Source organism: Marinobacter sp. es.042 (assembly GCF_900188315.1).
GTDB lineage: Bacteria > Pseudomonadota > Gammaproteobacteria > Pseudomonadales > Oleiphilaceae > Marinobacter.
On sequence record NZ_LT897781.1, the window covers coordinates 1,642,397 to 1,660,682 of the forward strand.

General features: G+C 56.8%; 14 protein-coding genes, 3 tRNA genes and 1 other RNA gene. 6 read left to right on the top strand and 12 right to left on the bottom strand.

What is annotated here, in order from left to right; genetic code table 11:
* Positions 1-63 precede the first annotated feature (63 nt).
* Together CFB02_RS18090 and CFB02_RS07770 are read left to right on the top strand one after the other, a co-directional pair.
* Positions 64-381 (top strand): hypothetical protein, encoded by a 318-nt coding sequence (locus tag CFB02_RS18090; RefSeq protein WP_157677801.1) that lies wholly within the window; start codon positions 64-66, stop codon positions 379-381.
* Positions 378-2,234 (top strand): methyl-accepting chemotaxis protein, encoded by a 1,857-nt coding sequence (locus tag CFB02_RS07770; protein ID WP_088557561.1) that lies wholly within the window; start codon positions 378-380, stop codon positions 2,232-2,234. Before CFB02_RS18090 ends, CFB02_RS07770 begins: the two co-directional genes overlap by 4 nt.
* Positions 2,235-2,303: 69 nt before the next feature.
* On the opposite strand, the gene CFB02_RS07775 is transcribed toward CFB02_RS07770, so the two are convergent.
* The 10 genes from CFB02_RS07775 to alaS form a co-directional block, all read right to left on the bottom strand.
* Positions 2,304-2,495, bottom strand: a complete 192-nt coding sequence (locus CFB02_RS07775; protein WP_088557562.1) for a hypothetical protein — start codon at positions 2,493-2,495, stop codon at positions 2,304-2,306.
* A 170-nt stretch (positions 2,496-2,665) separates the two neighbouring features.
* Positions 2,666-4,060, bottom strand: a complete 1,395-nt coding sequence (locus CFB02_RS07780; protein WP_088557563.1) for an MBL fold metallo-hydrolase RNA specificity domain-containing protein — start codon at positions 4,058-4,060, stop codon at positions 2,666-2,668.
* 13 nt (positions 4,061-4,073) lie between these two features.
* Positions 4,074-5,036: a TIGR00730 family Rossman fold protein gene (locus tag CFB02_RS07785; protein ID WP_172835812.1), complete on the bottom strand. Its 963-nt coding sequence runs from the start codon at positions 5,034-5,036 to the stop codon at positions 4,074-4,076.
* Between the two features lie 193 nt (positions 5,037-5,229).
* Positions 5,230-5,372, bottom strand: a non-coding RNA gene (locus tag CFB02_RS07790) — RtT sRNA.
* A gap of 49 nt (positions 5,373-5,421) precedes the next feature.
* Positions 5,422-5,498, bottom strand: a tRNA-Arg gene (locus tag CFB02_RS07795).
* 25 nt (positions 5,499-5,523) lie between these two features.
* Positions 5,524-5,600: transfer RNA gene (locus CFB02_RS07800), tRNA-Arg, on the bottom strand.
* 64 nt (positions 5,601-5,664) lie between these two features.
* A tRNA-Ser gene (locus tag CFB02_RS07805) sits at positions 5,665-5,754 on the bottom strand.
* 126 nt (positions 5,755-5,880) lie between these two features.
* A complete protein-coding gene (gene csrA, locus CFB02_RS07810; RefSeq protein WP_008172808.1) occupies positions 5,881-6,078 on the bottom strand; it encodes a carbon storage regulator CsrA in 198 nt (65 codons plus the stop codon).
* 189 nt (positions 6,079-6,267) lie between these two features.
* Positions 6,268-7,506, bottom strand: a complete 1,239-nt coding sequence (locus CFB02_RS07815) for an aspartate kinase (protein ID WP_088557565.1) — start codon at positions 7,504-7,506, stop codon at positions 6,268-6,270.
* 105 nt (positions 7,507-7,611) lie between these two features.
* Positions 7,612-10,242: an alanine--tRNA ligase gene (gene alaS / locus CFB02_RS07820; RefSeq protein WP_088557566.1), complete on the bottom strand. Its 2,631-nt coding sequence runs from the start codon at positions 10,240-10,242 to the stop codon at positions 7,612-7,614.
* Between the two features lie 141 nt (positions 10,243-10,383).
* Here alaS and CFB02_RS07825 point away from each other — a divergent pair, with 141 nt between their 5' ends.
* Complete coding sequence (locus CFB02_RS07825; RefSeq protein WP_088557567.1) at positions 10,384-10,923, top strand: RDD family protein; 540 nt, start codon at positions 10,384-10,386, stop codon at positions 10,921-10,923.
* Between the two features lie 29 nt (positions 10,924-10,952).
* On the opposite strand, the gene lptG is transcribed toward CFB02_RS07825, so the two are convergent.
* Positions 10,953-12,014 carry an LPS export ABC transporter permease LptG gene (gene lptG, locus CFB02_RS07830; RefSeq protein ID WP_088559197.1) on the bottom strand — a complete coding sequence of 354 codons (1,062 nt, stop codon included), beginning with the start codon at positions 12,012-12,014 and terminating at the stop codon, positions 10,953-10,955.
* Complete coding sequence (gene lptF / locus CFB02_RS07835; RefSeq protein ID WP_088557568.1) at positions 12,007-13,110, bottom strand: LPS export ABC transporter permease LptF; 1,104 nt, start codon at positions 13,108-13,110, stop codon at positions 12,007-12,009. The genes lptG and lptF overlap by 8 nt, the downstream gene beginning before the upstream one ends.
* Before the next feature lie 242 nt (positions 13,111-13,352).
* Here lptF and CFB02_RS07840 point away from each other — a divergent pair, with 242 nt between their 5' ends.
* From CFB02_RS07840 to CFB02_RS07850, 3 genes are all read left to right on the top strand, one after another.
* Positions 13,353-14,846, top strand: coding sequence for a leucyl aminopeptidase (locus CFB02_RS07840; protein WP_088557569.1), 1,494 nt, complete (start codon positions 13,353-13,355; stop codon positions 14,844-14,846).
* A complete protein-coding gene (locus CFB02_RS07845; RefSeq protein ID WP_053114924.1) occupies positions 14,833-15,345 on the top strand; it encodes a DNA polymerase III subunit chi in 513 nt (170 codons plus the stop codon). The genes CFB02_RS07840 and CFB02_RS07845 overlap by 14 nt, the downstream gene beginning before the upstream one ends.
* Positions 15,346-15,428: 83 nt before the next feature.
* Positions 15,429-18,281, top strand: coding sequence for a valine--tRNA ligase (locus CFB02_RS07850; RefSeq protein ID WP_088557570.1), 2,853 nt, complete (start codon positions 15,429-15,431; stop codon positions 18,279-18,281).
* Positions 18,282-18,286: the final 5 nt, after the last annotated feature.

The window sequence follows — 18,286 nt, forward strand, 5'->3', positions numbered from 1 at the left end:
AAAATCAATTACCAGAGTTCTTTCTATTTCTGCCAATCCTTGTGCACACCCCTCAATTCACGGGTGCGACGTTTTGTCACAGCTTTTGAACCGACCACAGTTAAAACCCCTTCAAACACGATTCATCTTTCGGCACCCGTTGACTCGCTACTTAATGATTTTATTTTTCAGCGAAAAGCTGAATTTCCGAATCAAATCCGCCCCCTCCAGAAACTAACTGTTACGGTATGCCTCTGGATTATTGCGAGAAAAACGGCGTTAATAGCTGCAAATAAAAGATTTGAAATCGCCTGGGTGTATCAATTGCATTTCCTGCCCTGCGAAGAAAGTGAGGCGAAACCATTCTTTGATACAGCCCTCAAGAAACAAGGACAACCATGACACTGTCGAGCTTCTTCACCAACATGACCATCCGGACCAGATTAGCTGGAGGTTTTTCGGTTCTGCTATTGCTGACCATTGTGGTGGGACTGGTGGGCGATCGGGCCCTTGAGAGCTATGGCCAGCGCTCAAATATCGTCGCCATGCTCGGGCAAGTGAACACCAACCTGACCGAAGCCCGGGTTGAAGAAAAGAACTTCCTTCTGACCGGTGAAACTGAGGCTGTCTCCCGGACACAGGCCCAGGGCGACCGGGTTCTGGAGTTGATCAGTAACATCAAACCATTGCTTCACGTTCCTGAAGATATCGACACACTCGGCGGAATTCAGGCGGATGTAAAAGACTACCAGCAGCTGATGGGTGATGTTGAGGCAAACATTAGTGGACGGGAAGAAGCGCTCGAACGGCTTGAGACCAGTGCACGCATCTTCGGCTCATCCCTCAAGGCCCACAGCTCCCTTTTCTTTGCCTCGGCCATATTCGAGGATATGCGTCGCTCTGAGCGCAAGTTCCTTATTGAGAAGGACGAGGCCAGTGTTAAGGCATATCTCGAAGATGCGCAAAGGGTCCAGGGTCCAATCAAATCGGGTGCGATCACCGCAGAAGAAAAAGAACAGATCAATGCGGCGCTCGAAACCTATGTCAGCGAATTTCGAACAGTCGTTGATCTGACCAACGCAGGAGAGCAGCTGTCGAATGACATGGTCAACACCGCAAGGAGTGCCATCGAATCGGCAAACAGCCTCCGGACACATCAGGCCGAGAAGATGGAAGCTGACAGCCGGCAGGCATCCTGGCTGATTTTCACTGCCACCGTTATCGCTTTGTTACTCGGCATTCTGATGGCTTTTCTGATTACTCGCGCGATTGTTTCCCCGGTCAATCAGGCGGTAAATATTGCCTCCGAAGTTGCCTCTGGCAATCTGACAGTGGACATCAAGGCCAGTGGCACCAACGAAATTGGTCGACTGATGGCCGCCCTGGCGACAATGGTAACCAGTCTCAGGGAATTGGTCAGAAGCATTGAATCAGGCGCCTCCAACATCGCCGCCTCTGCTGAGGAACTTTCAACCGTTACCAGCCAGACCAGCGATGGCATCAGTCGTCAGAAGCAGGAAACCGATCAGGTTGCCACGGCCATGAACGAAATGACCGCAACCGTTGGCGAAATCGCCCGCAGCGCCGAACAGGCCTTTTCGGTGGCCACCAATGCGGCCAGCCAGGCAAGCGACGGTGAGCGGGAAGTCCGCGCGACCGTGGATCAGGTCAACAACCTGGCGCGAGAAGTCAGCCAGAGCATGGAAACCATCCAGGGGCTCCAGAAAGAGACGGCCAACATCGGCACCGTTCTGGATGTCATCAAATCCGTCGCCGAGCAGACCAACCTGCTGGCGCTGAATGCCGCGATCGAGGCAGCCCGGGCTGGCGAGCAGGGTCGCGGCTTTGCCGTGGTGGCCGACGAGGTGCGCTCGCTCGCACAGCGGACACAATCATCGGCCCGGGAAATCGAGACTCTGGTAACGTCACTTCAGAACAGCGCCGGTGACTCGGTGTCCGCCATGGAGTCCAGCACCAGCATGGCCTCGAACACCCTTAAACGTGCGACGGCAACCGGAACGACCATTGAGCGCATTGCCCGTGCTGTAGAGGAGATCAAACAGTACAACAGTCAGATTGCTACGGCATCCGAGCAACAAACATCCGTGGCTGAGGAAATCAATCAGAACATCACCAGCATTCGGGATGTTACCGATCAGTCCGCCGCTTCATCGAACCAGACCGCCAGCTCCAGTAGCGAGCTGGCCAGGCTTGGGAGCGATTTGCAGAATCTGGTCGCGCGGTTCCGTTTGTAAGTTCTTGTTAACGAAAAAGGGGCGGGCAACCCTTCCTGGTTGCCCGCCCCTTTTTCGGATCCGCTCGCGTCAGTGGAGCTGGTGCCGCTCAAATATCTCCAGAATTTCCCTTTCACTTTCTGCAGGCACGCTCACCTTGACCACCTTGGCCTCCTCGTCAATGAAGATGTTGTCTCGAGGAATGCCCGTTGCAATCAGGTCGTCCCAGGTATTCTTGGCCTGGTCGTGATCTTTGTATCTACCATTGAGTGTCTTGTTCATGGTTGGACCTCCTTTCTGAAATTAGATTTCCATGCATCCTTGAGGTTAGGCTCGGAGAAGAGGGTTGCGCAAATACTGATCAACTATAAATTGACGCACAGCAAGTGACTGCCTGTCTCGTCGCTATCCATGAGCTTGGCCCCCCTTGCACTATGGCATTGGCCAGCAAACTAAAGGGAATACGCCTCGTGTAGGCCTGGCATGATGACCTCCGTGTTACTCAACTGCGCAGCAAACGATTCCATCGTATCTTGCTCTCCGTGGACCAGAAAAGTTCGCCCCGGACTCCCGGTGCGTCGGTGCCAGGCCAACAGCTCATCGCGGTCTGCATGGGCGGAGAATCCTCCAATAGTATAGATGTTGGCTTGTACCGGAATTTCCTCACCAAACAATCGAATCTGTTGGGCACCATCCACAATAAGCCTTGCCAGCGTGCCTCTGGCGGCAAATCCGACGAACACGATACTGGAGTCTCTGCGCCACAAGTGGTGCTTGAGATGATGACGAACCCGGCCACCAGTGCACATTCCTGAACCCGCCATTATGACGGCGCCCCCTCCCAGCCGATTCAGAGCCATCGACTCGGACGTCTGACGCACGAAGTGGAGGCCGGGAAAATTAAAAGGGTCCTGCCCTTCACCGAACAGTTCGCAGGCGTCTTTGTCATAGCACTCCGGGTGACGTCGGAAGATCTCTGTCGCAGAGATCGCCATCGGGGAATCCAGAAACACCTGAATTGATCCAGAAAGGCTTCCAGCCTTGATGCCCTCCCGAAGGTAATAAAGGATTTCCTGAGCTCGCTCCAGGGCGAAGGTAGGGATGATGACATTTCCGCCAGCTGCGAACGTGCTGTTGATTGCCTCATAGAGCTCTTCGACGGATGGCTTAAGCGACTTGTGCAGACGATCGCCGTAGGTTGTTTCCATCACGACCACATCCACATCTGAAGGCGGATTCGGATCCCGCAGTATAGCGCGCCCCTGGTAGCCAAGATCCCCGGAAAACAACACCCGCTTCTTTCTTCCTTCCTCTTCAAGTTCCAGCAAAACAGATGCGGAACCCAGAATATGCCCGGCATCAGAAAAAGTCGCCTGAACGCCCTTTCCAAGAGCTATAGCCTCCCCATACGTCGCTGTGCGGCCAAAATGATCGAGGCTGTTGAGCGCGTCCAGCGTTGTGTATAGCGGGCCAGTCAGCTCTTCTTTGCTGCGCCCATGTCGAGCATGTCTTCGGGCCTGTCTCTCAGCCTCTTCTTCCTGAAGTCCTGCCGCGTCCAGCATAACCAGCTTGGCCAACTCCCTGCTCGCCGCGGTTGTGATGATTTCGCCGCGAAAGCCTCGATTCACCAGAAGCGGTATTCTTCCGCAATGATCGAGGTGGGCGTGAGTGAGCAAAAGGTAATCTATATCAGCCGGATCAAAACCAAGCGGCGCCCGATTTTCTTCATTCAGTTCGTGCCCTCCCTGGTAAAGGCCGCAATCAATCAATATCTTCTGGCCGCCGCATTGGACCAGATGGCATGATCCGGTTACGCCCAGATCGGCCCCGTGAAATGAAATCTCCATCAGCCTGATTCCTTTAGTTGGTGTTCGGCAGTGGACTGCCGCTGACCCGATGCCAGTGTCGGATTCCGTCCCAAATTTCCTCGGCGGTTTCCGCATACCAGAACAGTTCACGATCCTCTTCGTCGATCACACCCTCAGCGACAAGGAAATCGACATTTACCGCCTCGCGCCAAAACGATTCTCCAACCAACACAATCGGTAATGGCGCAATGGTTCGGGTCTGAACGAGCGTCAGAGTTTCGAACAGCTCATCCAACGTGCCATAGCCTCCCGGAAAGGCAACGAGTGCTTTCGCCCGCTTCAAAAAGTGGAGTTTACGCATGGCAAAATAGTGAAACCGGAGACACAGGTCCGGAGTAATGTAGGGATTCGGAAACTGCTCGTGGGGCAGCGTAATGTTAAGACCGACGGATTTGGCTCCCACGTCAAAGGCGCCTCGGTTTGCCGCCTCCATGATGCCCGGCCCACCGCCCGTAACCATCGTCACACGAGAATCCTCGGGGCCCTCCCCGCATTCCGCAACCAACCTTCCCAATCTCCTCGCTTCCTCGTAGTAACGGCTTTTCGATTCAATCGCCTTTGCCACTTGCAGACGACGCCGGAGGTCCTCGTTTTCAGGGCTGCCCGCCGATGCCTCCTCGAGAGCTGCAACTTTACGGCGTGCCGCCTCGGGTTGATGCAGGCGAGTGCTACCAAACACTACGATGGTGTGCTCGATTCCATGCTTCTTCAGCAACAGTTCGGGCTTCAGATAGTCAATCTGCAGGCGTACACCACGAGTGTCGTTCTCGTTCAGAAATTCAACATCGCGGTCAGCCTGACGATAACCCGGGCTCGCAATCAGTGCCTGAACCCGCTCGAGTGCTTCCGGGTCGTCCTCCGCCGCTTTTGGCGTTTGCCAGGGCAAAGGTTCCTTTCGCTCAACTCGATGAACGGGGGGCGGTACGGACTTGTGGGGATCCCAATCTTTGGACATAAATCCAGTCAGCCAATCAGGGACTCATTGAATCAAAAGCCGCTCAAAAGGCCTCTCAAAACGCAAATACCGAGAGGTTGATGGGCAACGAGGCTTTAATAAATAAAAGTAGTCAGGCGGGGTTATGCTGTCCATCGGCCAGCAGGAGATGCAAACAAAAAACCCCGCACAGGGCGGGGGTTTTTGTTTGATATGGCGCGGCTGGGAGGATTATTCGGGCCTTTGGCCCTCACCCCTTCGGGGTCGCCGTCGCATTGCTCCGGCGTTCCTCAACCCACTGCGTGGGTTTCGGTCGAACCTCTTATCGGTTCAAATCCTCCCAGCTATACAAAGCAAAACGCCCCAGCCTGTGGGGTGCACAAACTGAGGCGCTTTGGTCTTTATATGGCGCGGCTGGGAGGATTCGAACCTCCGACCGCCTGGTTCGTAGCCAGGTACTCTATCCAGCTGAGCTACAGCCGCTTAAAACTAGTGGCAAGTTGATCGATGGCGCGGCTGGGAGGATTCGAACCTCCGACCGCCTGGTTCGTAGCCAGGTACTCTATCCAGCTGAGCTACAGCCGCACATTGATCACTTGCTGTGGTTGAGTGCTACTTCAACCTGTCTCGCTTTCCTCAAAAAAGGAAATGGCGGAGAGGGAGGGATTCGAACCCTCGGTACGATTGCTCGTACGGTTCCTTAGCAGGGAACTGGTTTCAGCCACTCACCCACCTCTCCTTGAGAACGGGGCGTATACTACCATAATTTTTCTGTTTTCATAGGGTTGACACGAGATTTTTCAGGCCCGTTTCCTCACACCATCAAAAAAGCCGTTCAGGTTTCCCATGAACGGCTTTCTGTCTCTCAGCTGTTGCCGGGCTCGGGCTCTTCAGAGCCTTTTTCCGACTGAATCCGCTGGTAGATTTCTTCACGGTGAACCGCAACTTCCTTCGGGGCATTGACGCCAATGCGCACCTGATTGCCTTTCACTCCCAGGACGGTGACGGTGATATCGTCGCCGACCATCAGAGTTTCGCCCACGCGGCGAGTCAAAATCAACATATCCCTTACTCCCTATCCAGAGCTACCTGTTCCGATAAATGGTTTTTTGATCTATTTATTGCTTTTATAGTTGGATCACTTACTGATCTAGAGACACACATCCCCTTATACGGTGCACGTTTGCCATAGGCTCAGTATATGATGCCCTTTTTTCGGAGGCCCCGCAGACCGACCTTTTATCTGCGGTTTTCACGCCTCTTCCGCTACCGCGGGCTTGTCCAGTTCAAATGCACTGTGTAGCGCGCGAACCGCAAGCTCAAGGTATTTTTCGTCGATCACCACGGAAATCTTGATTTCTGATGTGGAGATCATCTGGATATTGATTCCCTCGTTGGACAGCGCCTCGAACATCTGAGTTGCCACACCAGCGTGCGAACGCATACCGACACCCACGATGCTGACTTTGGCAATCTTGCTGTCGCCGGCCACTTCACGAGCGCCCAGTTCGTCAGCAACTCGCTGCAGCACTTCTTTCGCACGCTTGAAATCATTGCGATGGACGGTGAACGTGAAGGCTGTGCGGTTGTCCTCACCCACGTTCTGCACGATCATATCCACTTCTATATTGGCGTCACTCACCGGCTTCAGAATGCGCAGCGCGCTGCCCGGGGTATCCGGTACGCCGGCAATGGTCAGTTTGGCTTCATCACGGTTAAAAGCTATGCCGGAAACAACCGGTTGTTCCATGGCGTTTTCATCCTCAAGAGTAATCAGGGTGCCCTCGCCTTCCTGGAAGCTGGAAAGAACCCTTAATGGAACGTTGTATTTACCTGCAAATTCTACCGAGCGGATCTGGAGCACTTTCGAACCCAGACTCGCCATTTCAAGCATTTCCTCGAACGTAATCCGTTCAAGCCTGCGCGCAGTGTCTACAACTCTGGGATCGGTTGTATAGACACCATCCACGTCAGTATATATCTGGCATTCATCTGCCCTGAGTGCGGCAGCCAACGCGACGGCCGTGGTGTCAGACCCACCCCGTCCCAGCGTGGTGATGTTTCCACTCTCGTCGATGCCCTGGAATCCGGCAACCACCACCACTCGACCCGCATCCAGATCTTCGCGCATACGCTGCTCATCAATCTGTTTGATCCGCGCCTTGGTATGGCTGCTGTCGGTCAGGATGCGCACCTGTGAACCGGTGTAGGACCGCGCTTCACAGCCGCGCTTCTGCAGCGCCATGGACAGGAGCGCGATGGTTACCTGCTCACCGGTGGATACCAGCACATCCATCTCACGGGGCGTCGGCTCCTCCATGATGTTGTTGGCCAGGGCGATCAGCCGGTTGGTTTCACCGCTCATGGCGGAAACCACGACAACAACATCATGACCTTCCTTCCGAAAACGGCTCACCTTCTCGGCTACCGCTTCAATACGCTCGGTTGTTCCAACCGAGGTGCCACCAAATTTCTGAACCAACAGAGCCATTATTTTCCCAATATCCGAAACGGGGACTCACAGCGGAGTGATGCTCCGCCACTTAGAAGAAACGGGCGGGATTATAAACCCCAGCCCGCTCACAAAAACAGTTGCTTAAGCGATATTTTTCTCGACCCAGCCGGCAACACCCGCCAGGGCATCCTCCAGCTTGGATGGATCGTTGCCACCGCCCTGAGCCATATCGGGTCGCCCCCCGCCCTTTCCGTCGACCTGGGCGGCCAGATGCTTCATGAGGTCCCCGGCCTTGATCCGGCCCGTGGCCGATTTTGTAACACCGGCAACCAGAGTCACCTTGCCATCTTCCACGCTGGCAAGAACCACAATGCCCTCACCCAGCTTGTTCTTCAGTTGATCGGCCGTCTCCATCAGGGCCTTTCGGTCAGCACCTTCCAACTCGGAAGCCACCACCTTGAGCCCGCCGACGTCGACAGCGGTGCTGGCCAGATCGGTACCGGCCGAGGAAGCAAGTTTTGCCTTCAGGGCATCCACTTCCTTCTCAAGGTGACGGTTGCGGTCAATCGTTTGCTGGACCTTTTCAATGACCGACTCGCGGGAGCCTTTCACCAGACGGGCCGCCTCGCGAAGGGTACGCTCGGTGCCGTCGATCCAGTCCAGCGCGCCCATGCCAGTAACGGCTTCGATACGACGGACGCCGGATGAAATGCCACTTTCAGAGGTGATACGGAAAAGACCAATGTCACCGGTACGGGAAACGTGCGTACCTCCGCACAGTTCAACGGAGTAATTGTCGGTACCCATGCTGAGTACCCGAACCACATCCCCGTACTTTTCCCCGAACAGCGCCATGGCACCCTTTTCCTGGGCCTTTTCCATGTCGGTAATTTCGGTCTGGACCGGGCTGTTTTCGAGTATCTGCTCGTTCACCTGGCGCTCAATCTCGCGAAGCTGCTCCGGAGTAACGGCCTCGAAATGGGAGAAATCAAAACGCAGTTTTTCCGGGTCCACCAGTGACCCTTTCTGGCTAACGTGCTCACCCAGTACCTTGCGCAAGGCCGCATGCAGTAGGTGGGTAGCGGAGTGGTTACGCTTGGTTCGCTCGCGACGGGCGTGATCAATCCGCGCATCGACTTCCAGCCCCGGAAACAGCTCGCCCTCGATCAGGGTGCCAAGGTGCAGGTGGTTATCCCCTTCCTTGCGGGTATCCGTCACCTTGAACCGGCCGCCGCTCCAGGTCAGCAGACCGGTATCGCCGACCTGGCCACCAGACTCGGCATAGAACGGCGTGCGTTCGAGCACCACAACGGCCTCATCACCGGCTTCGGCGGTCTTTTCCTCGCCGTTGACGATGACTGCACGGATTTTCTCGTGGCCGTCAATGTGCTCGTAACCGGTAAACTCGGTCTTGCCCTCAAGCTGCAGGCCCGCGGCGTTGTAGTCGATCCCGAACTTGCTGGCTGCACGGGCGCGCTCGCGCTGACCTTCCATCGCCTTTTCATAGCCTTCGTAATCCAGCGTCAGGCCTCGCTCGCGGGCGATGTCGTTGGTCAGGTCAACCGGGAAACCAAAGGTGTCATAAAGCGTGAAAATTGTCTCACCCGGAATCTCGGTACCCTTGAGTTCGGCAATGTCCTGCTCAAGCAGACGCAAACCCTTGTCCAGCGTCTTGGCAAACTGCTCCTCTTCTTGCAACAACACCTTCTCAATCTGCTTGCGGCTGCTAACCAGCTGCGGGAAGGCCTCGCCCATCAGCTCGCACAGTGCACCGGTGAGTTTGTAAAAGAACGGCCCGGTTGCACCCAGCTTGTTGCCATGGCGTGCCGCGCGGCGAATGATACGGCGCAGCACAAAACCGCGCCCCTCGTTTGAGGGCATGACGCCGTCCGCGATCAGGAAGGCGCAGGAGCGGATGTGGTCCGCGACCACGCGCAAAGATGCTTCGGTGGTTGCAGCACCGCCCAGAATCTGTGAGGCGGCTGCCAGCAAATCCTGAAACAGATCAATTTCATAGTTGCTGTGAACACCTTGCAGAACCGCCGTTATGCGCTCCAGGCCCATGCCAGTATCAACAGACGGCTTGGGCAGCTTCAGCATCTCTCCGGCGGCGGTGCGGTTGTACTGCATGAACACAACGTTCCAGATTTCGATGTAACGGTCGCCGTCCTCTTCCGGTGAGCCGGGAGGACCACCAGCAACATCCGGACCGTGGTCGTAGAAGATTTCGGTACAGGGACCGCAGGGACCGGTGTCCCCCATCTGCCAGAAGTTGTCAGAGGCGTAACGGCCGCCTTTATTATCGCCAATACGGATGATTCGGTCGGCCGGAACCCCGATTTCCTTGTTCCAGATATCGAAGGCTTCGTCGTCTTCTGCGTAAACAGTCACCCAGAGTTTTTCCTGGGGCAGGTTCAGCCAGTTTTCGCCCGTCAGGAATGTCCAGGCGTAGTTGATGGCTTCCCGCTTGAAGTAATCACCGAAGCTGAAGTTGCCCAGCATCTCGAAGAAGGTGTGGTGACGGGCGGTGTAACCGACGTTTTCGAGGTCGTTGTGCTTGCCGCCAGCGCGAACACATTTCTGGGACGAGGTTGCCCGGGTGTAGTCGCGCTCTTCACGACCCAGGAACAGGTCCTTGAACTGGTTCATTCCCGCATTCGTAAACAACAATGTGGGGTCGTCCGCAGGTACCAGCGAACTACTTGGAACAATGGTGTGACCTTGCTGCTTGAAATAATCGAGGAACGCCTGTCGCAACTCTGCGGTTTTCATAGCCCTTTGATACCTTTCCAGAAACCCGGCGGAAATGCCGCCCGGTCCGCGATTGAATACGGATACTTACATGCTTGTGCAAATCGGCTACTCTAGCACACGCCGAGAACAGGAAAAACGTGAAACATCACAGGAGATTCCATGCCCCGACGCTTCCATGACGCCGAGGAACTATTCCCACCAGCCACTGCCCTCAAACGTGCCCTTGCCATTATTTACGACGGGTTGATCAGCATCGCTGTACTGCTTGTTGCTACCTGGGGCTACACCGTGGTGGCCGGCTGGATCACTGGCTGGGACAGGTACGAACAGATGGCCGAGGCAGGCCAGCTTTCCGGGGACCCGGGGCTGACGTTCACGTTGTTCCTGATTCTTTACCTGTTCTTTGCCTATTTCTGGACGCGCATTGGCCAGACCCTGGGGATGCAGGTCTGGCGGATTCGCATTGAAAACATCGATGGCACTTCGGTGAGCTGGAGCAAGGCGCTCAGGCGTTACGTGACGGCGGCGGTTGTGATCTTCCTGACACTTCTGGGCAGCTACTATATCGGTGCAGCCACTCTGTTTTTGAGCATTCCTGCTATCGTTGCGCTGTTCTATCCGATCAATGGTCTTTCCATTACCGACCGCCTCTCTGACAGCGTGGTTGTATCCGTACCGCAAGAAGCGACGAAAAAGTAATGGTTGAGCCGGCGGGATAGCAGGGCCGGTCAACCAGCCCGCCGCATCAGGATGCCACCAGCCACGGCGCTAACCGCGATGGGCACCAGCACCGCAAGCATTGGATTGAACCCGTATACAAGGCTCATTGGCCCAAGAAAATCCTGCATATATTTGAACAGAAGCCCCACCAACAGCCCGGTAAAAACCCGGAAGCCCATGGTAACCGAGCGCAATGGCCCAAATATGAAGGAAATTGCCACCAGCACCATGACCGCCGTTCCCAGAGGCATGAGCGCCTTCTTCCAGAACGCCAGCCAATAGCGGGAGGCGCTCAGGCTTTGCTCGCCAAGATAGGTGGCGTATGTGTAGAGTCCGGTCATCGAAAGATTCTCGGGCTTCACGATCAACACGCTGAGAACGCCGGGCGAGAGGCCGGTTTCCCAGCGCAGGGTCCGGTCGTCAACCCTTACTGTCCGATCATCCTCGAAGCTCGTGGTGCGAACATTCTGCAGCAACCAGTGGTCGCCCTGATAAATCGCGCGCTCCGCAAAACTTGCGGCCAGCAGCTGCCGATCATCATCAAACTGGAAACGCGACACCCCATGCAGGACGCCATTCGGTTGCACGGCATTCAGATGGATGTATGAATCCCCTTCCTTGTGCCAGACCCCCGAAGCCGACGCCACGTTGCTACCGGCGCCCAACGCCACCGCCTTGTAACTCTGGGCCACGCGCTCGGCAGGCGGAGCCAGATATTCGCCTATCAATACACCCAGAACCACGATAACCAGCGCCGGCTTCATCGCGGACCAGACAATACGCTTGAGCGATACGCCGGCAGCCCGTACAACCGTCAACTCCGACGAGCTGGCCATAGAACCCAGGCCCACCAGGCAACCCATGAAGGCACCCAGCGGCAAATAATCGTAGATTCGTCTTGGCAGGGTCAGAAAGACATACCAGAGTGCGTCCAGTATCTGATAGTTGTTGCGGATATCATCCAGTTCAGCGATGACCGCAAAAATGAGATCAAGGGACAACACCACCATCATCACGAGGAACATCGCGCCGCCAACCGTGCGCATCACATACCCGTCAATCTTACGCACGAGCACCCCCATCCCGAATCAGACGGCGCCGGTACAACCAGGCAGGGCCGAACTGAAGCCATAAGCCAAAGCCGAGGAACAGCGCATGAACCCAGAGCATGCCCAGCCATTCCGGGACCTTACCGGCCGCCAGCCAGTCCCGGGCCACGATGAGCAGGCCAAGATAAGTAATGTAGACAAGCATTGCCGGCAACAGATGAAAAAACCGGCCCTGGCGTGGATTCACGCGGCTCAGCCTCACAGCCAGCAACGTTACGATTGGCACGATCAGCGGCAGCGAAAATCGCCAGTGCAGCAACGCACGATCTTCCAGGCGGTCTGACTGCATCAGGCTCCAGGTACTGGCGCCCTCTTCCCGCTGCTTGGTGCCAGCCTCGCCGCCCTCGATCTTCAGACCGTAGGCTTCGAAATCGATCACATTGTAATTCAGCTGGCCCGCGGCGCCCTCAAAGCGACCGCCGTTTTCCAGTATGAGAAAACGGCTGCCGGTTTCCGGATCGATCAGCTGGGAGCCGGAATCTGCGGTTATGATTGTCAGGCCACGCCCGTCCGGTGCGTACTCGGCGATAAAAACGCCCTGTAACTGGCGCTTGTCTTCACTCAAAGCCTCGGTATAGGTCACCCGTCCGCCAGAGGAAAAATCCTGGAAGCGCCCGGGCGCAAGCATTTCAAACTCGGTTGCCTTTCGTTGTTCGTTCAGAATTTCCTGAACCTGATTCATTCCCCAGGGCGACACGTAGAGACTCATGGCACCGACAATGAGCATCACTGGCAGACTGCCCAGAAGCGTTTTTCCCAACAGTGCCTTGTCACTCACCCCACAGGCGGACAGAACCGTCATTTCGCTTTCGAGATACATACGCCCATAGGCGAGCAGAATGCCGATGAACAGCCCGAGGGGCAGAATCAGCTCAAGAAAACCCGGAAACCGGAAGGCCATGATTTCCAGCAGCACACCGGCCGAAATGCTGCCCTGGGCCGCACTGTCGAGATATTTCAGGAAACGGCCGCTCATGAACACCAGCAGCAGGATGCCCGAAACGGCAACCATGCTGATCATGATCTGGCGTATGAGGTAACGGAAAATGATGCTCAAATCGGTCTCTCTGGCGGTATCCGCTGAAACGTGGAGGTCGCTGGGAACTGCGCGTATTCTATGTAACCTTGGTGCCGAATGACAGAGTAGCGATATTACACCGGCATGAAGGCACAGACAGGCACGGAAGCGGCGCCAATCGCTTGATAATTTCCCCGCAAGCCCCAATGCTAGACTAGATCATAATCAAGAACGATTCCCGCCGCCGGCGGGAGCCTCGTGAACAATCAACAGGAGTTGCCATGAATTTCAGCCTGAGCAGTAAAGCCATCGCCAGCACCAAAGCAGACTGTCTCGTAGTTGGCTTGCCTGAGAAAGGCACCTGGCCCGATTCGACGAATCAGGCCGATGAGGCTCTGGGTGGGATGATCAAGACACTCCAGAAGGCCGGTGACCTGTCAGGCAAAAATGCGACTACTCTGTCTGTTCCCCTGACCGATCAGCCCTGGACTCGCCTGCTTGTGGTTGGCACTGGCAAGGATGAAGATCGCAGCCCTGCCAACTACCGTAAAGCGTTGATCGCGATGATGACCGCGCTCAAGGACGGTCCGTCCAAAAGCGTCGCGATCGCCCTCGCAGATACCCCTGTAACTGGCGAAGAAGCTGTGAGTTCTGAAGCAGCCCGTCTCAGCCTGATTGGCCGGACCCTTGAAGATCAGCTTTACACCTTCAGCGACTTCAAGAGCGAAAAACCCGCCGCCCGGAAGCTCAACAAAGCCATTGTGCATGCCTCCAGTGCCGGCAAGGCCCTCAAGGACGCCTTCAACCTCGGTCTGGCCACCGGCCGTGGTATGAATCTCACCCGGGATCTGGGCAACACGCCGCCCAACATCTGCCACCCGGAATGGCTGGCTCAGCAAGCCAAGAAGCTGGCCAAGGATTACGACTGCATCAAGACCGAAGTGCTTGACGAAAAGCAGATGGAAAAGATGGGCATGAACACCATCCTGGCCGTGGGCAAAGGCAGCACCCAACCGCCGCGACTGATCGTGATGGAATACCGCGGTGGCAAGGCCAAGGACAAGCCCCACGTACTTGTGGGCAAAGGTATCACCTTCGACACCGGCGGTATCAGCCTCAAGCCCGGCGAGGGCATGGATGAAATGAAGTACGACATGGGCGGCTCCGCCAGTGTCTTCGGCGCCATGAAAGTGCTCGCCGAAACCCAACCCAAGATCAACGTGGTGGCTGTGATTGCCGCAGCAGAGAACATGCCGGATGGCGGCGCTTCCCGCCCTGGCGATATCGTGACCACGCTCTCCGGCATGACTGTTGAAATCCTCAACACCGACGCCGAGGGGCGCCTGGTATTGTGCGATGCCCTCACCTACGTGAAGAAGTTTGACCCGGCCGCCGTCATCGATCTGGCAACCCTGACCGGCGCCTGTATCATTGCCCTTGGCAATCACGCCACCGGCCTGCTGGCCAACAACGATGAGCTGGCCAACGAGCTTCTTGCCGCCGGCGAGCGTGCCGGTGACCGGGCATGGCGCCTGCCGCTCTGGGACGAATACCAGAGCCAGCTCGACAGCAACTTTGCCGACATGGCCAACATTGGTGGCCGCCCTGCAGGGACCATAACAGCGGCCTGTTTCCTTTCCCGCTTTGCCAAGGACTATCGCTGGGCGCACCTGGACATCGCCGGCACCGCCTGGCACTCCGGCAAAGCCAAGGGCTCATCCGGTCGCCCGGTGCCCATGCTGGTCGACTACCTGATGTCCCATGCAGGAAAGTAAGCCCTCCAGCTCTTCGGAGACCGGCAGCCCAGCTGCCGGCCACTCCGGACAGGAAGACCGGAACCAGCGCTACTGGTTTCACATCCTTGCCCAGAACACGCCCGCCGCCCGCAATCTCCACGCTGCAAAACTCGTGGACAAAGCCTGGCAGCAGGGCGACCGCGTGTGCGTCGTGTGCGATACCATGCAACACGCAGATGAGCTGGACGACCTGCTCTGGAACTTCAGCCCGGACGCATTCATCCCCCATAGCGTTGTTCCGGACTCTGCCACAACCTGCTCCGACCCCGTTGGCATTCTGCTTTGCCCGCCGGCGCCAGAGGATTGGGATACCGTGATCATTCTCTCCGCAACCTTGCCGGCGGATGCCGACCGGTTCAAGCGACTGGCCCTGGTTGCCCATAACGACCCGAATGTTCTTAATCAGGCGCGGTCACACTTCAAGCAATTGCGGGCACTGGGGATTGAACCCCGGGTGCATGATCAGAGGAAGCGTTAGGTTCGCCGCAAACAGGGCGACCATGTATAATCGTGCGTCTCAATTTTCCCTTGTGAATCAACCAACGGTCACTGCAGAACCCCATGGAAAAAACCTACCAGCCAGAAAACATCGAGCGCCAGTGGTACGAAAACTGGGAATCCAAAGGGTACTTCCGCCCCAGCGGTGAAGGCCAGTCCTACAGCATCGCTATCCCGCCGCCCAACGTAACCGGCAGCCTGCACATGGGCCATGCGTTCCAGCACACCATCATGGACACCCTCACCCGCTTCAAGCGCATGCAGGGCCGTAACGCACTGTGGACGGTTGGTACCGACCACGCCGGCATTGCCACCCAGATGGTGGTTGAGCGCAAACTCGCTGCGGAAGAGGACAAGACCCGCCACGATCTAGGCCGGGAAGAATTCATCAAGCGCATCTGGGACTGGAAAGAGCACTCCGGGGGCACCATCACCCGCCAGATCCGCCGCCTTGGCAATTCCGTGGACTGGGACAACGAACGCTTCACCATGGACGACGGCTTCTACAAAGCCGTTCAGGAAGTGTTTATCCGCCTGTACGACGAGGGACTTGTCTATCGCGGCAAGCGGTTGGTGAACTGGGACCCGAAACTGCACACCGCCATCTCCGATCTGGAAGTGGAAAACAAGGAAGAAAAAGGCTTTTTCTGGCACCTGCGTTACCCGCTGGCTGACGGCACGCAAACCCAGGATGGCAAGGATTACCTGATCGTAGCCACTACCCGGCCGGAAACCATGCTCGGTGACACGGCCGTGGCCGTGCATCCGGAAGACGAGCGTTATCAGCACCTGATTGGCAAGCACGTGATGCTGCCGCTGGTGAACCGCCGTATCCCCATCGTTGCCGACCATCACGCCGATCCGGAGAAAGGCTCCGGTTGCGTGAAGATCACCCCGGCCCACGACTTCAACGACTATGCCGTGGGCAAGCGCAACAACCTGCCGATGATTAACGTCATGACCCAGGACGCCAACATCCGGGACGTGGCCGAGGTGTTCAATGCCGACGGCACCGAAAACACCGAACTCGACGGCACCATGCCGGGCGCCTACGCTGGCCTGACCCGCGAAGCGGCGCGCAAGCAAATTGTTGCCGATATGGAGGCCGAGGGGCTGGTCGAGAATATCGAGGACCATGTGCTCAGCGTCCCCCGCGGTGACCGGTCGGGCCTGATTATCGAGCCCATGCTCACCGACCAGTGGTTTGCCGATGCCAAGACCCTGGCCAAGCCGGCCATTGAAGCGGTGGAAGACGGTCGTATCCAGTTCGTACCCAAGCAGTACGAGAATATGTACTTCGCCTGGATGCGCGATATCCAGGATTGGTGTATCTCGCGCCAGCTCTGGTGGGGCCACCGCATTCCGGCCTGGTACGACGCCGACGGCAATATCTACGTGGGCCGCAGCGAAGATGAAGTGCGCCAGAAGCACAACCTGGACGCCAATGTCGCCCTCGAGCAGGATGAAGACGTTCTTGATACGTGGTTCAGCTCTGCCCTGTGGACGTTCGGCACCCTGGGCTGGCCAGAGATCACCGAGCGCCTGAAAACCTTCCATCCGACCGACGTGCTGGTCACCGGCTTCGACATCATCTTCTTCTGGGTAGCCCGGATGATCATGATGACCATGCACTTCATGAAGAACGAAGACGGCAGTCCCCAGGTACCCTTCCATACCGTCTATGTCACTGGCCTTATCCGTGATGAGCACGGGGACAAGATGTCCAAGTCCAAGGGTAACGTGATCGACCCGCTGGACATGATCGACGGCATCAGCCTGGATGACCTGCTGGAGAAACGAACCGGCAACCTGATGCAGCCCAAGCTGGCCGAGAAAATCGGCAAGCGCACGAAGAAGGAATTCCCGGAGGGCATCACCGCCCACGGCACCGATGCCCTGCGCTTCACCCTTGCCGCCATGGCAACGACCGGCCGCGACATCAACTGGGATATGAAGCGCCTGGAAGGCTACCGCAACTTCTGCAACAAGCTCTGGAACGCAGCCCGCTACGTGTTGATGAACACGGAAGGCGAAGACTGTGGTGTGAATGACGAGCCCGTGGAACTGTCTCTGGCAGACCGCTGGATCATCAGCGAGCTGCAGAGCTGCGAGCAGGACGTGATCCGTCACCTGGACCAGTACCGCTTCGATCTGGCGGCCTACGCGCTCTATGAGTTTATCTGGAACGAATACTGCGACTGGTATCTGGAACTGTCCAAGCCTGTGCTCAGTGATGAAGACGCCAGTGCCGAAGCCAAACGTGGCACCCGTCGCACCCTGGTGCGCGTACTGGAATCCGTTCTGCGCCTGGCGCACCCGATGATGCCGTTTATCACCGAGGAAATCTGGCAGCGGATTGCCCCCCTGGCCGGCAAGGCCGGCGACAGCATCATGCTGCAGGCCTACCCGCAACCGGATGCCACCAAGCAGGATTCAGCGGTTACCGCTGATATTGAATGGCTCAAGGGCGTGATCGTTGCCGTGCGAAACATCCGGGGCGAAATGAACATCTCGCCGGCGAAAAAGATTCCGGTATTGCTGCGTGGCAAAGACGCCGAGGATCAGCGTCGCATGAATGACAATCGCCAGTTCCTGAGTTCCCTGGCGAAGCTGGAGAGCCTGGACTGGTTTGAGGGTGACAAAGCCCCCATGTCTGCCACCCAACTGGTGGGAGACATGGAAGTATTGGTTCCCATGGCCGGCCTGATTGACAAGGATGCCGAACTCAAGCGTCTGGACAAGGAGCTGGAGCGCCTGCAGAAAGAGATCGGTCGCCTGGAGGGTAAACTGGGTAACGAGAAGTTCACGGCCAAGGCTCCGGCCGAGGTGGTCGAGAAGGAACAGGAAAAACTCCGGGACGCCCAAAGCAGCCAGGCCCGCCTGAGCCAGCAAAGGGCCGATATCGAGGCCATGTAACCGGC